The organism is Sphingobacterium sp. UBA5670 (assembly GCF_002420705.1).
In the GTDB taxonomy this organism is placed as follows: domain Bacteria; phylum Bacteroidota; class Bacteroidia; order Sphingobacteriales; family Sphingobacteriaceae; genus Sphingobacterium.
Genome location: NZ_DIIM01000018.1, coordinates 97,982 through 112,219, shown reverse-complemented (window position 1 = coordinate 112,219; position 14,238 = coordinate 97,982). Strand labels below are relative to the sequence as shown.

15 protein-coding genes are annotated in these 14,238 nt (G+C 39.0%); 11 read left to right on the top strand and 4 right to left on the bottom strand.

Annotated features, from left to right (window positions below; genetic code table 11):
• Positions 1-398: 398 nt before the first annotated feature.
• The 6 genes from B3C94_RS14815 to purE all read left to right on the top strand — a co-directional run bounded on the left by B3C94_RS14815 (position 399) and on the right by purE (position 5,708).
• Positions 399-1,094 carry a zinc metallopeptidase gene (locus tag B3C94_RS14815; RefSeq protein ID WP_293904959.1) on the top strand — a complete coding sequence of 232 codons (696 nt, stop codon included), beginning with the start codon at positions 399-401 and terminating at the stop codon, positions 1,092-1,094.
• 155 nt (positions 1,095-1,249) lie between these two features.
• A complete protein-coding gene (ffh, locus tag B3C94_RS14810) occupies positions 1,250-2,590 on the top strand; it encodes a signal recognition particle protein (RefSeq protein WP_293904957.1) in 1,341 nt (446 codons plus the stop codon).
• Between the two features lie 329 nt (positions 2,591-2,919).
• Positions 2,920-3,510: an NADH-quinone oxidoreductase subunit A gene (locus B3C94_RS14805; RefSeq protein WP_293904955.1), complete on the top strand. Its 591-nt coding sequence runs from the start codon at positions 2,920-2,922 to the stop codon at positions 3,508-3,510.
• A gap of 2 nt (positions 3,511-3,512) precedes the next feature.
• On the top strand, positions 3,513-4,016 hold the full coding sequence (locus B3C94_RS14800) for an NADH-quinone oxidoreductase subunit B family protein (protein ID WP_343556728.1): 504 nt from the start codon (positions 3,513-3,515) through the stop codon (positions 4,014-4,016).
• 31 nt (positions 4,017-4,047) lie between these two features.
• The gene (locus tag B3C94_RS14795; protein WP_293904953.1) at positions 4,048-5,190 is read left to right on the top strand and encodes a 5-(carboxyamino)imidazole ribonucleotide synthase; all 1,143 of its coding nucleotides are present in this window, start codon (positions 4,048-4,050) and stop codon (positions 5,188-5,190) included.
• Between the two features lie 8 nt (positions 5,191-5,198).
• A complete protein-coding gene (purE, locus tag B3C94_RS14790; protein WP_293904951.1) occupies positions 5,199-5,708 on the top strand; it encodes a 5-(carboxyamino)imidazole ribonucleotide mutase in 510 nt (169 codons plus the stop codon).
• Positions 5,709-5,752: 44 nt separating this feature from the next.
• Here the strand turns inward: purE and B3C94_RS14785 are convergent, their stop codons facing one another.
• The 4 genes from B3C94_RS14785 to bshA form a co-directional block, all read right to left on the bottom strand.
• A complete protein-coding gene (locus tag B3C94_RS14785) occupies positions 5,753-6,736 on the bottom strand; it encodes a sugar phosphate isomerase/epimerase family protein (RefSeq protein ID WP_293904949.1) in 984 nt (327 codons plus the stop codon).
• 286 nt (positions 6,737-7,022) lie between these two features.
• Complete coding sequence (frr, locus tag B3C94_RS14780; protein ID WP_293904947.1) at positions 7,023-7,586, bottom strand: ribosome recycling factor; 564 nt, start codon at positions 7,584-7,586, stop codon at positions 7,023-7,025.
• Between the two features lie 28 nt (positions 7,587-7,614).
• A complete protein-coding gene (gene pyrH, locus B3C94_RS14775) occupies positions 7,615-8,319 on the bottom strand; it encodes a UMP kinase (RefSeq protein WP_075991132.1) in 705 nt (234 codons plus the stop codon).
• Between the two features lie 74 nt (positions 8,320-8,393).
• Positions 8,394-9,536 (bottom strand): N-acetyl-alpha-D-glucosaminyl L-malate synthase BshA, encoded by a 1,143-nt coding sequence (gene bshA, locus B3C94_RS14770; RefSeq protein ID WP_293904945.1) that lies wholly within the window; start codon positions 9,534-9,536, stop codon positions 8,394-8,396.
• Between the two features lie 366 nt (positions 9,537-9,902).
• Between bshA and B3C94_RS14765 the strand changes: the two genes are divergently transcribed.
• The 5 genes from B3C94_RS14765 (at position 9,903) to B3C94_RS14745 (ending at position 14,222) form a co-directional block, all read left to right on the top strand.
• On the top strand, positions 9,903-10,622 hold the full coding sequence (locus tag B3C94_RS14765) for a DUF1003 domain-containing protein (protein ID WP_293904943.1): 720 nt from the start codon (positions 9,903-9,905) through the stop codon (positions 10,620-10,622).
• Positions 10,619-11,023, top strand: a complete 405-nt coding sequence (gene arfB / locus B3C94_RS14760) for an alternative ribosome rescue aminoacyl-tRNA hydrolase ArfB (RefSeq protein WP_293904942.1) — start codon at positions 10,619-10,621, stop codon at positions 11,021-11,023. Before B3C94_RS14765 ends, arfB begins: the two co-directional genes overlap by 4 nt.
• A gap of 159 nt (positions 11,024-11,182) precedes the next feature.
• The gene (locus B3C94_RS14755) at positions 11,183-11,551 is read left to right on the top strand and encodes a BlaI/MecI/CopY family transcriptional regulator (protein ID WP_293904941.1); all 369 of its coding nucleotides are present in this window, start codon (positions 11,183-11,185) and stop codon (positions 11,549-11,551) included.
• 30 nt (positions 11,552-11,581) lie between these two features.
• Positions 11,582-13,315, top strand: a complete 1,734-nt coding sequence (locus tag B3C94_RS14750) for an energy transducer TonB (protein ID WP_293904940.1) — start codon at positions 11,582-11,584, stop codon at positions 13,313-13,315.
• Between the two features lie 16 nt (positions 13,316-13,331).
• A complete protein-coding gene (locus B3C94_RS14745) occupies positions 13,332-14,222 on the top strand; it encodes a hypothetical protein (RefSeq protein WP_293904939.1) in 891 nt (296 codons plus the stop codon).
• Positions 14,223-14,238 lie beyond the last annotated feature (16 nt).

Below are 14,238 nucleotides of genomic sequence, written 5' to 3'. Positions count from 1 at the left end.
CCTCTTTATTTACAATTTTAATTGGAGCCACTTGGGGGGCGCCGCTTTTGTATTTTCCCATCCTCTGTTTTATCATAAGGCGATGTCTTCAAAAGTTATTTCCTTCAATAATCTATCCCCTGATTGAATTTAAAATAACTGCACGTCTCCAGAAATGACCGATGAGTATACGTATTGAAATCTTGTTAAACAGCGCAATTGTTTTGCTGGATTGAAGTTGAAAGCGGAGTTATTTGTCCAAATGATCTGGCAATTATGTCATGTGGAGATCAGAAGAACCTGTTCCTTTTGTCAGGTCAAAGACTTTTTTTATCTTAGAAATTCATGCACACGCCTTTTTTCCGGGATTGGAATAAGGTTTGATAGTCATATTGTAACTATAAAACGATTGAACAGCTATGTACTTGATTTTATTTATTGGAATAATGGTGGTGAGCCTAATTGTCCAAACAAGATTCAAAAACAAATTTAAAAAATACTCCGAGATGCCGTTGGGTAACGGTATGTCTGGAGCTGAGATTGCACAAAAAATGTTAAATGACAATGGTATATATGATGTAAAGGTATTGTCTATCCCAGATCGTTTGGGAGACCACTATAATCCTTCGGATAAAACAGTTAATTTAAGTCCCGAAGTTTACAGCGGCCGGAGTGTTGCAGCAGCAGCAGTGGCAGCGCACGAATGCGGTCACGCTGTACAGCACGCTAAAGCTTATAAATGGCTGGGTTTCCGTTCGGCGATGGTACCGATGGTCAATGCAGCTTCCAAGTTGACATCATGGGTGTTGATGCTTGGGGTAATGTTATTTGCTTTTTCCAAAGGAGGTAATCCTTGGCTTCTGGCTGTTGGGGTCGGGGCTTTGGCTATCACAACGTTGTTTTCTTTTATCACATTACCGGTCGAGTTTGACGCCTCAAATCGCGCTTTGGAATGGTTGAACCATGCTGGTGTGACGTATAACGGCGAAGAGCATGAGGGAGCGAAAGATGCATTAAAATGGGCAGCAATGACCTATGTTGTTGCGGCACTAAGTGCACTGGTGACACTTTTATATTATGCGTCCATTTTATTTGGCGGCCGTAGAAGTGATTAATTACAGATATTGTAAGGATTAATTACAGATACTGTAGCTTTCACCTGCAAAAATGCGATTATTTTTTATAGTCGCATTTTTTATGGCGTGTTAATGAGGTTACTATAGACAATTTTTTTAACTTTGCTGTTTATATAGAATAAGATTCAGATTTTATGTTTTCAAATCTTCAAGATAAGTTAGATAGGGCCTTTAAAGTATTAAAAGGACAGGGTAGTATTACCGAGATCAACGTTGCCGAAACGATGAAAGAAATTCGCAAAGCGTTGTTGGATGCCGATGTGAATTATAAAACTGCCAAAACTTTTACCGACGATGTTAAGCAAAAAGCTTTGGGTGAAAATGTATTGACAAGTATTTCCCCCGGCCAATTGTTGACGAAGATCATGAACGATGAGTTGACAGCTTTGATGGGCGGATCTGTTACGGAGCTTGAGACTGGAAAAAATCCAACAGTCATCCTAATTGCGGGGTTGAATGGGGCTGGTAAAACAACTTTCTCAGGTAAGCTGGCCTTGTATCTGAAAGATAAGAAGAATAAAAAGCCATTATTGGTAGCAGGTGACGTATACCGCCCTGCTGCGATCGATCAATTGGAAGTGCTCGCAGAACAAGTTGGCGTGCCAGTTTATGTGAACCGTGAGTCTACTGATCCTATTGCAATTGCTAAAGCCGGTGTGGAAGAAGCTAAACGTAATGGCAACAATATCGTAATTATCGATACCGCGGGTCGTTTGGCAATTGACGAGCCTTTAATGGTGGAGATTACTGCGGTTAAAGAGGCTACGAAACCTGACGAGATCCTATTTGTTGTGGATTCAATGACTGGTCAAGATGCTGTCAATACAGCTAAAACGTTCAATGACCGTCTAGACTTTACAGGTGTGGTCTTAACGAAATTGGATGGTGATACACGCGGTGGAGCTGCTTTATCCATCAAATCTGTCGTTAATAAGCCAATTAAGTTTATCGGTACAGGCGAAAAGATGGATGCACTGGATGTATTCCACCCTGATCGTATGGCATCCCGTATCTTGGGTATGGGTGACGTTGTATCCTTGGTGGAGCGTGCACAGCAACAGTTTGACGAGAAGCAAGCTGCTGAGCTTCAAAAGAAAATTCGTAAAAATAAATTCGATTTCAACGATTTTAAATCCCAGATTCAACAGATCAAGAAAATGGGGAATATGAAGGATCTCATGGGAATGATCCCCGGTGTAGGTAAGGCGATGAAAGATATTGAAGTGGATGATAATGCGTTCAAACCCATTGAAGCAATTATTGACTCGATGACTCCTTTCGAACGTGAAAACCCAGATGTTATTGATCAAAAACGTCGTTTACGTATTGCCAAAGGATCAGGTACTGATATCAATGAGGTGAATAAGTTATTGAAACAATTTGGTGATATGCGTAAAGTCATGAAGCAGATGTCCAATCCAGCGATGGCGGCTAAATTGATGCGTAATATGCCCAAAATGCCAGGAAAAATGTAATTTTTAGAGAATAGTTACATCATAGGAAGGGCATCGTTTTATACGATGCCCTATTTTTTTTTAAAAGTGTCTGATGTTATCTGCAGTAAAGAATCTTCCGTCCCCTTCATTGCTGTTGGTGTCTGCGCAATCATGAAGGTTTTGTTTATTGTATTGCTCTTCTGATTAATTTCGGCGTTCGGCTGTGCCCTTCATTAGATTGATCCAACATATATATGCAACAGGGCTGTCGGTGATTCCGTAAAATTCGAGCTTTTTTTAAAGAAATAATTCGTAATTTCAAGTTCCTCACTCGAGTGAACGAAATATTTGTTAAATTTGTGATCATTATGGATGACCCCGCGCAATTATCTGAATACGGCAAAATCCTTATCATTCTTCTGATAGGGGCACTGTTAGTCTGTGCCACCATTTTTTTAGCACGTTTAATCTCTCCAAAAAAGAATAATCCTATTAAATCTGGTACCTACGAATGTGGAGAGGATCCCATCGGTTCTTCTTGGGTTCAGTTTAATCCACGGTTTTATGTTATCGCTCTGGTATTTTTACTTTTTGATGTCGAGCTTATTTTTATTTTTCCATGGGCTACCGTATTCGGGCAGTCGGAATACATTGCAGCAGATGGAAGATGGGGGTGGTTTACCATGATTGAAATGGCCATGTTTATTGGTGTTTTAATTCTGGGATTGATATTTGTATGGAAAAAAGGGGATCTGGAATGGGTAAAACCAAATGTGTCATTGCCTAAAGTTCCTGTAGCTATCCCGGATAGTGCCTATGCAAGCCTGAATAGCAGGACTTATCAGGTACGCGATTATAAGGGCTATGCTGTAGAAGCATCCATCGTGGAGAAAATGGCGGAAGAAGCTGTTGCTACACCAAAGCCAGCTTTTAAACCAAGATTTAAAAAACCTGATTAAGCATGAGTTTAGAGAGTCAATTGCAGAATAATGGTGTTGTTGTCGCTAAGTTGGATGATTTGCTTAACTGGGCGAGATTATCTTCGATGTGGCCTATGAGCTTTGGTATCGCTTGCTGTGCCATCGAAATGATGGGAGCAATGGCTTCAACCTATGATTTGGATCGAATGGGCGTATTTCCAAGACCTTCACCAAGGCAATCCGATGTGATCATTATTGCTGGAACAGTTACCTTTAAGATGGCCGATCGTATCAAGAAACTATACGAACAGATGCCCGACCCTAAATATGTTATTTCGATGGGCTCTTGCTCCAACTGTGGTGGTCCATATTGGCAGCATGGTTATCATGTGGTCAAAGGGGTAGATCGCATTATCCCTGTGGATGTTTATGTCCAGGGATGCCCACCACGTCCCGAAGCACTGATCGGTGCTTTTATTGAATTGCAAAAAAAGATAGATAAAGAAAGCTTATTAGGTGAACAATTGTTCAAGGAAAAAGCTTAAAAGATAAATTTTATAAGATTTTAAATCAATTATGGCAAAAGATTTTTATGGTGAACTACAATTAGGTATTCTTGGCGGTGGTCAACTGGGAAGAATGCTAATCCAGGAAGCCATTAATTACAATGTAAATGTTCATGTATTGGACCCAGATAAGAATGCTCCTTGTCGTAAATTGTGCAATAGATTTGAATGTGGTTCATTGGGTGATTTTGAAACGGTCTATAATTTCGGTAAGGACTTGGACATGATCACGATCGAAATTGAGAAAGTGAATGTAGATGCTTTGGAGAAACTGGAAGGAGAGGGGGTTATTGTATACCCACAATCACGTATCATTCGTCTGATTCAAGATAAAGGCCTACAAAAGCAATTTTTTAAGCAAAATGATATACCAACTTCGGCATTTCAATTGATATCCAATAAAGATAATTTAATTAACGCTTCTTTAAACTTACCCTATATCCAGAAATTGCGCAAGGATGGATATGATGGAAAAGGGGTAAAGAAAATTGTCACGCAGCAGGATATCCAGGATGCTTTCGAAGAGCCTAGCTTAATTGAAGAATGGATAGATTTTGAAAAGGAAATTGCAGTCATTGTCGCTCGAAATGATAAAGGTGAAGTGTCTACATTTCCAATGGTAGAGATGGAATTCAATCCTCAGGTCAACTTGGTGGAATTTTTAATTGCGCCGTCCTTGTATGGTGTAGAGATTCAACAGCGCGCAGAGGCAATTGCTAAAAAAATCGCTGATGACCTGCAGATTGTCGGTATATTGGCCGTAGAAATGTTCCTGACAAAAAGTGGCGATATCTTAGTCAATGAATTGGCTCCACGGCCACATAATAGCGGCCATCAAACGATTGAGGGAAACTATGTATCACAATTTGCACAGCATTTGAGAGCGATATTTAACCTGCCTTTGGGAGATACCCGATGCAGGTCGAATGCAGTCATGATCAACCTTTTGGGAGAAGATGGATATGAAGGATTGGCAAAATACGAAGGAGTAGAAGAGGTACTGGCGATGGAAGGCGTATATATCCATTTATATGGAAAAAAATATACAAAACCATTCCGCAAAATGGGCCATGTCTGTATCATCAATGATGATCGGGAGAAAGCAATCTCCAATGCAAGAAAAGTACAAGAAATATTAAAAGTTAAAGCTTAAACAATACTATGTCAGTCAATAATAAGGCCCAAGTCGGCATTATCATGGGAAGCAAATCAGACCTTCCTGTTATGCAGGATGCGATAGATGTGCTCAAAGCCCTTGGGGTGGAATTTGAGGTAACGATCGTCTCTGCACATCGTACACCACAACGTATGTTTGATTATGCCAAAAATGCAGCATTTCGTGGTTTGAAAGTTATTATTGCTGGAGCCGGTGGTGCAGCGCATTTGCCCGGAATGGTCGCTTCTATTACACATTTACCTGTAATAGGCGTGCCTGTAAAATCATCAAATTCCATTGATGGATGGGACTCCGTACTTTCTATTCTTCAGATGCCCAATGGTATCCCAGTAGCAACTGTCGCGTTAAATGCTGCTAAGAATGCCGGCATATTGGCTGCCCAGATCCTTGGGACAAACGACGAAAAGATCAGCAAGAATATTATTGATTTTAAAGAAGAACTTGCGAGAAAAGTAATTGAGACGGCGGTAGAAGTGGAGGAAACTGAGTTTTAGATCAACAATCTTATAAAATAAAAAAGGGAGCAATGCTCCCTTTTTTATTTTGTAAGATTTGCCTGGACATAATCGTAACTCTTTTTAAGACTTTCCATCTTATTGGGCATATAGATATTATCCTGCTCAACAAAAGCATATTTGAGTCCTGCTTTATTCTTCTCCTTGACGATTTCAGGGAAGTTGATGCTTCCGGTCCCCACTTCGGTATACTTGATATCATTGAAGATCTGCTCAATGGGCAATTTTCCCTCTTTAGGCCATTCAATAGGATTGGATTTTGTTTTATCCATATCTTTGACATGCCAAAGTTTAAAACGGTTGGGGAATTTTTCAAATAAAGCTATCGGATTTTTACCCGCTTTCTCTGCCCAGAATAGATCTAGTTCAAAATCAACTAGATCGGGCTCTGTAAATGCAAGCATCACTTCTTCACCACTAGTATTGTTACCTAGATCTCTAAATTCCCAGAAATGGTTATGGTAAGCTATTTTTAGTCCTAATTTTTTAGCCTGTTCGCCAGCTTTATTTAATTGCTCTGCCGCATAGAGATAATCATCCTTTTTCAAGGCATTTAGATCAAACATCGGCGTTACAGGTGCAATTACATATTCTTGACCAAGCTCTTTCGCTGCATCAAAATAAACCGCCAGATCTTCTTTGTCGGTATGGGCTTTACTTAAGTATTTGGACATATCGTAATGGCCTGAGTGTGTTTTAAGACCATTATCATCCAGTATTTTCTTCAACTCTTTGTAGGGTAATTTCCAGAATTGCTTGGCAGTGGGATCTATCCCATAGAGCTCAACATGTTTGTATCCAATTTTAGCAATCTGTTCCAAAGATCCCTTCGGGTCTTTATCCATTAAATCGCGAATGGAATAAAGCTGTACGCCTATATTCTGCAGTGGATTGTCGCTGATTGCACCGGTTTTATTTTGACAAGATATAAAGTTGGGCACCAGATAAGCTGCCGAAAGACCTATTCCAGCTTGCTTTAAAAATTGACGGCGAGAATTGTTTATCATATAATTGATTACTTGTTAGTGTACAATGTACAATTATTTGTTTAGAAATCAATGATGCAACAAAGAAAATTTTTGAAGACTATCGTGAGGTGTCCATGATAAAATAGTTGAAAAGAGATTGACTTGTAGGTGGGGGAGCGCCTAATTGAGGGGGGAATGAGAAACGACTTTCATAAATATGTCCCTAAAAAGTATCTAACCTTTTGGGGAAGAGTGAGGAGTTCTTCATACCAATAAAAAAGGTCTGAATATTTTTCAGACCTTTTTTCTATTCAAGTAGTAAAACTTAAACAGTCATGATATCTTTTTCTTTCAGTTCAGCCAATTTATCAACTTTTACAATGAATGCATCTGTTAATTTCTGTACTTCACCTTCAGCAGTTTTGATTTCATCTTCTGATGCGCCGTCATTTTTTAATTTTTTGATCGATTCGTTAACATCTTTACGAATATTACGAATACCAATACGGCCTCTTTCAGTTTCCTCTTTTACTTTTTTTACCAAATCACGTCTTCTTTCTTCTGTCAAAGGAGGGACATTCAAGCGAATAACGATACCGTCATTCTGAGGATTGATTCCTAGGTTAGCATCAGTGATAGCTTTTTCAATTGCATTGATGAGCGATTTTTCCCAAGGCTGGATAACAATAGTCCGTGCGTCAGTTGTATTGATGTTGGCCACTTGCGAAAGTGGGGTGGCGCTACCATAATAGTCTACTGAAATTCCATCTAACATTGATGGAGAAGCTTTACCGGCACGAATTTTAGTTAATTCTGATTCGGTGTGAGCAACTGCTTTGGACATTTTGTCTTTACAATCGTCCAATTCAATTGAAATTAGTTCGTTCATATAAGATTACGTTTTTTACAGATTTAAATTATTTAACCACTGTTCCTACATGTTCACCATTTGCAAGTTTCAATAAATTGCCAGGTTTGTTCATGTCAAATACGATGATCGGTAATTTGTTTTCTTGACAAAGGGTAAAAGCTGTCATATCCATGACGTTTAACCCTTTTTCATATACCTCAGTAAAAGAGATTTCTTCAAATTTTGTTGCACTCGGATCTTTTTCAGGATCTGCTGTGTAGATACCATCCACGCGTGTCCCTTTCAAGACAGCATCGGCATTGATTTCGATCGCACGTAATGATGCGGCAGTATCTGTTGTGAAATATGGGTTTCCTGTACCTGCTCCGAAAATAACAATACGGCCTTTTTCCAGGTGGCGTACGGCTCTTCTACGAATAAATGGTTCGCAGATTTGCTCCATTTTGATCGCAGTAAGTAAACGTGTCTTTTTCCCAACTTTTTCAAGAGCGTCTTGAAGTGCCATGCTGTTGATGACAGTGGCAAGCATTCCCATGTAGTCTGCTTGAACACGGTCCATGCCTGATTTTTCAGCGCTTAGACCACGGTAAATATTACCGCCACCGATAACAATTGCAATTTCTAAACCTTGATCGTGAATTTCTTTGATATCATTAGCGTATTGTGATACACGGTTAATATCGATACCATAGCTTTGGTCACCCATTAAGGATTCACCGCTAAGTTTTAATAAGATACGTTTGTATTTCATAATTGTTTTTTTGGAAATTTTCCAAAGGTCAAAGATAAAATATTTTTTTTATCCCTTAAGCCTTAAAGTGATATTTATTGTGCTTTTATTGTTTGATTAATGACTTCATGGTAATACTGTTCATATAGCGGCATGATATTGGACAATTGGAATTCCTTTGCATGATTTAATGCCGATTCTTTAAATTTCTCTAAACGATCACCATCTTCCAGGATATATATCGCATTCTTTGCCATATCATCAACATCACCCACGGCACTGAGAAATCCAGTGACACCATTTTCATTCAATTCAGGTAAACCGCCCGTATTGGAAGAGATGACCGGAACTTGGCAAGCCATAGCTTCTAAAGCCGCAAGACCGAAGCTTTCCGAACTCGAAGGCATAAGGAAAAGATCTGATACTGATAATATTTCTTCAACAGCATCTTGTTTCCCTAAGAAACGGACGTCTTTACATACATCAAGCTCTCTTGAGAGCTCTTCTGCATTTCTACGTTCGGGTCCGTCACCAACCATTAATAATTTGGAGGGGATTACATCGTGTACTTTCTTAAAGATACGAATGACATCCTCCGTATTTTTGACTTTTCTAAAGTTAGATGTATGGACCAATATACGTTCATTGCCTGGAGCAATGGCTTTCTTGAAATGCGAGCGATCTTTATTACTGAATCTATCCAAATCAATAAAGTTTGGAATTACTTTGATGTCTCTTGTGATATCAAAATATTGAAGTGTCTGATCTTTCAGATTCTGTGATACAGCAGTTACACCATCAGATTGATTGATTGAAAATGTAACAACCGGACTAAAACTCTTGTCTTTACCGACCAGTGTAATGTCTGTACCATGCAGGGTTGTCACTACGGGTATATTGATACCATAAGTCGTAAGTAAGATCTGTTTCGCCATAAATGCCGCTGATGCATGCGGAATAGCATAATGGACATGGATTAAATCCAGCTTCTCGAAACGAACCACATCAACCAGTTTGCTGGCTAGCGCGGATTCGTAAGGCAGAAAGTCAAAAAGAGGGTATTGCGAAACAGCGACCTCATGGTAGTATAGATTTTCAGAAAAGAAATCCAGACGTGCGGGTTGCCTATAGGTGATAAAATGGATCTCATGTCCATTAGCGGCCAAAGCCTTTCCTAGTTCGGTTGCAACTACGCCACTTCCACCAAAGGTGGGATAACAAACAATTCCTATTTTCATTTGCGTATTTATGTCTGAGTGTATATTTTTAACGGTATACCGTTGTACTCCTATTTAATTTTTTTATCTGTTTAAAAGTTCCCAAAGGGGACCAAATGTTAGTATTGCGATTCTTGCAAAGGCATGAGATACATATCAAATACAATTATATATGTGTATGGCCAATATAGGAGATCGTTTAGCCCAACCATTGTCCTTCTTCAGTTATTTCACGTTGAAATGTAATATTAAACGTATTTATTCCTGAATTTTGTGTTGCAAATTTCGACTATTTATGCGTAAAATAACAAAAACCAATTGCCATAGTTTTGTGAATTTTTTGATTGGTTAAAAAGCACTATCTTTAAATAGACATTTAATCGGTATATGGATAACTTTACAAGTGATATTTCAGGACATCAATTTCCTTTAGAGCAGCGTATTTTGGGTGCCTCAATTCGCCAGCCCATTTTTAGGCTCATAAAAAAGGAATATCCGAGTTTTTCTAAAGACAAGTACGTGGCTGCATCCGAGCTGACACAATTTAAAGAAGCTTATATTGCCGAATTTTTGAAAGATGAATCAGGACAATTGAGTCAATTGGACCTGCAGGTAATCGATAGCTTTAAGGAAAACAAAGTAATCAGTGCAAGTTTAGATGGGGATAACAATGATCCGATCAGCGTAGGAGATCGAGTGGCCGATAAAGTGGCTGAGTTTGGTGGAAGCTGGACCTTTATTATATCTTTTATCTTGTTCTTAGTCGTTTGGATTGCTGCTAATATCTACTGGTTAAATAACAAAGGTTTTGATCCTTACCCTTTTATTTTACTTAACCTGATTTTGTCCTGTGTGGCGGCCTTACAAGCTCCGGTTATTATGATGAGCCAAAACAGACAGGAATATAAGGATCGTGAACGTGCAAAAAATGATTATATGGTCAATTTAAAGGCTGAACTCGAAATTAGGGAATTGCACGAAAAAATAGATCACCTGATTATCCGCAAAGAGCAGGAGCTTGTTGACGTACAGCGGGATCAAGTGGAGAAATTGAGCTTTCTATTAAAAAAGATGGAAAAAATAGAAGAAGTATTTAAAAATAAATGAATTTAGAAGGAGTAGTGGGTGAACTTACATTTAAGTTCTCCAGATCGGGCGGGGCAGGCGGTCAGCATGTGAACAAGGTATCATCCAAAGTATTGTTGCAGTGGGATGTTAATCTTTCAACAGCTGTTTCCGTAGAAGAAAAAGCGATCATTTTCACCGTGCTGACAAGCCGTATAAATAAAGAAGGAATACTGCAATTGGAATGTGATATCGACCGTTCGCAGCTTCGTAATAAGGAAATTGCTATCGATCGCTTTAAGCGGATATTGGAAGCTGCACTTGTGCCTGCAAAACCACGGAAAAAAACAAAAGTCCCGTATTCCAGCATCCTAAAAAGGTTGGACCGAAAGAAACAGCAGTCTCAGTTGAAAGCTTCACGGAAAAAGAATTTCGATGAATAAATATGACATGATTATCTGTTGAAATAAAAATAAGGTTTTGAATATCAGTAGATTGATAGTATAACTAAAAAAATAGTTGTAAAACTATTTTTTTAGTTATAACTTGTTTAATGTTTTATCAAAATGGTATTTATTTATTTATTTTATTTCTAACGAGTTATGGAAGACTTTAAAGAGTTGACGAAAGCCGAGGAGCAGATTATGCAAGAGCTCTGGGAAATGGGCCGAGGCTTTGTCAAAGAGATCATTGATCGACTGCCGGAACCGAAACCTGCCTACAATACGGTTTCGACCATCGTTCGTATTCTTGAAACGAAGGGCTTTGTGCAGCATGAATCTTTTGGTAAAAGCCATCGATATTTACCGAAGATTTCAAAAGAGGAATATAAGAAAGGTATTACAGGTAAGTTATTAACCAATTATTTTGATAATTCACCCAAAAGTATGCTCTCTTATTTTTTGGAAGAGAACAGGTTGGACATCAAAGAACTTGATGACATCTTGTCCATCATCGAACGTAATAAATAACAACCAATACTCTTTTATAAACTTTTGATTATGATTTACTTATTGATTGTCAATATTTCATTGATTATCAGTTTTGTGCTCTATAAACTGATTTTTAGAAAACTTACTTTTTTTCAATGGAATCGGATCTATCTGATTGGAATGGTTGCATTCTCTTTATTAGCTCCCGTGGGTATTTTTATTGAATTGCCCAAGACGGAGATGATTTCCAATCATATTCCACAGGTCGATTTAGGAACATATATGGAGGTCGAAATCGGGAGCCCGATCGAAGAAAAACCTCTTTTTCTATTGGATATTCTTACCAAGCTCTATTGGATGGGAGTGGGAGTCGCCTTTTTTTTTCTGGCGGTACGCATCAGGCAACTTGTTCGGGTATTGCGCTCTTCTCCCGAATACCTGAGTTTTTCTTTTTTTAATAGGATTGTGATTGGAAAATCGATTAAAAACAAGGAGAATATTGCATGGCATGAGCAGGTCCATACTGCGCAGGGGCATTCCTACGATTTAGTGTTGATTGAGTTGCTTAAAATTTTCAATTGGTTCAATCCTGTTGTATATTTCTTTCAAAAGGAAATAAGGTTTCAACACGAGTATATTGTAGATGAAATTTGCTCGACAGATAAAGTGGCTTATGCAGAAATGCTGGTTGCTCATGCATTACGTACAGATCAATTGGCTTTCTCACATGAGTTTTCCAATCATTCTTTTTTAAAGCAACGCATCACGATGTTATTTAAAGTTAAATCTGTACAAAGACAACGCTTGTTATATGTGATTGTGTTGCCCATGCTATTGGTGGTAGCGGGGTCTACGTTGGTCTTTAATACGAGTAGGGCCAAGGATATGGTAGCGGATGTTGAAGAAAGCGTCAATAGGTTAACTGTGATTGATGACCAGGCATTATCGAACCAACCTGCGGAGTTAAAAAACGAACAGGTAAATGAAGACAGAAAGATCTACAAAGATCCGGAGGTATTGGCTATTCCTGTTGGAGGAATGAAAAAGTATGTCGTGGAATTGGGCAGTAGAATTCAAGTGAGTGATGAAGCAATCAAGAATAATGTGATCGGCGTAATTGTCATCACAGCCATCGTGGAGAAAAATGGTGAATTGAGCCATATAAAGGCTAAAAATGATTTGGGTTATGGTCTGGCATCAGCTGTGGAAAATGCTATAAAAGCAAGTGGGAAATGGAAACCTGCAATCGTCAATGGGAAAGTCGTTCGATCGCTGCTTTCCTTGCCCGTTACCGTTGGCGGAAAAACAACTTATTATTGGGAGGAAACCGACACATTGGGCAGAAAGGTTCGGATGTCATCTCATTCATTCCCGGGCGCTGAATCCAGTGAAGAGACGGAAAAACAACTCAAGGAAGTAAAATCGATAAGGACGGAGGATGAGAGTGACCGCTGGAATCTTTCGTTGGATTTTCAGTCCGATTTAGTAACTTTTGATAAAGTTGAGGTGCAACCAACACCTATTGGGGGAATGCGATCTTTTATGATCTGGGTAGGCGATAATTTCGTTTTTCCTGAAGCAGCAATTAAACGGGAGGTTAATGGCATTGTTGAAGTGGCTTTTATTGTCGAAAAGGATGGTAGTTTATCCCATGTTGATGTAAAAAAAGATCTTGGTTATGGAACCAAAGAGGCGGCATTGGAGCTCCTAAAAGGTGCGAAAAAATGGAAACCGGGATTAGTCAGCGGTAAACCGGTGCGCGTGGCTTACACATTGCCGATTCGTTTAAATTTAAAGAAGTAAAGATTAGATCACAAATATGCAGAGCAGATTCATTCAAATTTTCTATTTTATTGTGGTTTTGGCCATGCTTTCTTCCTGTAAGTCCTATAAAGTGGTTCCCAACGGTTTTGCTGTACAAGGAGATGAGTATTTTGTTAATATCAACAAAGAGCTGACCGTATTCCTGGGAGATGATATTATGGATAGCAAAAATTGGCAAGGTAGCGAGGGCCCTATTAATGCACATCAGGTTAACCGTAAGTTCCGGAAAGTCCTGCATCACTTGCAGTATTCGGACACCGCTTATCAGGTGCTATTTTCTGGACATTTAGAAGGGAAATATCGTTATGACATGCTTGCAGTAGTCAACAACTCGCCAAATGTAAAAGGAAAGAAAAACCATCTACTTGATTTAAGTTCTTTTCAACGTGAGCAAAATAAAGAAGGACGATATTTCTATACGGCGACAACCTTTAAAGGACAAAAGCTACTTCATTTTGTAATTCCATTTAATGGTCGTCTCTGGCAGGAGAAAATGGTATCGCTGATCTTTCTTTTGCCTGAGGATTTTACCGACATCGCATGGGCGAAGGATGTTGTGATGTCTAATGTCGCGATGTATCGAGATCGCTATAAATTCACACCGAGTAGGACTGAGATTTTATGTCCCGATGATGGTAGTAGCCGTTCGCACTTGGATTATAAAATTCCTGAAGAAAAGGTCAATAAAACTGGCTATATGTTAATGAAAGCCTACGGCGAGGTAGGCGGAGAACGGAAACTAGTTGTTTATCGCGTGATGAAGCCCGGTGATTTTTATGGATCCTTTGTAACCTGTAAAGGGGATTACGAAATTTTGTATACGACATTGCAAGACAAGATTGTTTGGCAGACCAAGGTGAATACAGAGCGGGATGTTAAATTCTAAAGAATAAATTAAAAGC

What these genes read in the sequence shown, in the direction of transcription:
- B3C94_RS14795 (WP_293904953.1), top strand. Translation starts at nt 4,048, where the DNA reads ATGGCAAAAGATTTTTATGGTGAACTACAATTAGGTATTCTTGGCGGT.
- pyrH (WP_075991132.1), bottom strand. Translation starts at nt 8,319, where the DNA reads ATGAAATACAAACGTATCTTATTAAAACTTAGCGGTGAATCCTTAATG.
- purE (WP_293904951.1), top strand. Translation starts at nt 5,199, where the DNA reads ATGTCAGTCAATAATAAGGCCCAAGTCGGCATTATCATGGGAAGCAAA.
- B3C94_RS14750 (WP_293904940.1), top strand. Translation starts at nt 11,582, where the DNA reads ATGATTTACTTATTGATTGTCAATATTTCATTGATTATCAGTTTTGTG.
- B3C94_RS14805 (WP_293904955.1), top strand. Translation starts at nt 2,920, where the DNA reads ATGGATGACCCCGCGCAATTATCTGAATACGGCAAAATCCTTATCATT.
- arfB (WP_293904942.1), top strand. Translation starts at nt 10,619, where the DNA reads ATGAATTTAGAAGGAGTAGTGGGTGAACTTACATTTAAGTTCTCCAGA.
- B3C94_RS14815 (WP_293904959.1), top strand. Translation starts at nt 399, where the DNA reads ATGTACTTGATTTTATTTATTGGAATAATGGTGGTGAGCCTAATTGTC.
- B3C94_RS14765 (WP_293904943.1), top strand. Translation starts at nt 9,903, where the DNA reads ATGGATAACTTTACAAGTGATATTTCAGGACATCAATTTCCTTTAGAG.
- frr (WP_293904947.1), bottom strand. Translation starts at nt 7,586, where the DNA reads ATGAACGAACTAATTTCAATTGAATTGGACGATTGTAAAGACAAAATG.
- B3C94_RS14745 (WP_293904939.1), top strand. Translation starts at nt 13,332, where the DNA reads ATGCAGAGCAGATTCATTCAAATTTTCTATTTTATTGTGGTTTTGGCC.
- B3C94_RS14800 (WP_343556728.1), top strand. Translation starts at nt 3,513, where the DNA reads ATGAGTTTAGAGAGTCAATTGCAGAATAATGGTGTTGTTGTCGCTAAG.
- B3C94_RS14755 (WP_293904941.1), top strand. Translation starts at nt 11,183, where the DNA reads ATGGAAGACTTTAAAGAGTTGACGAAAGCCGAGGAGCAGATTATGCAA.
- bshA (WP_293904945.1), bottom strand. Translation starts at nt 9,536, where the DNA reads ATGAAAATAGGAATTGTTTGTTATCCCACCTTTGGTGGAAGTGGCGTA.
- ffh (WP_293904957.1), top strand. Translation starts at nt 1,250, where the DNA reads ATGTTTTCAAATCTTCAAGATAAGTTAGATAGGGCCTTTAAAGTATTA.
- B3C94_RS14785 (WP_293904949.1), bottom strand. Translation starts at nt 6,736, where the DNA reads ATGATAAACAATTCTCGCCGTCAATTTTTAAAGCAAGCTGGAATAGGT.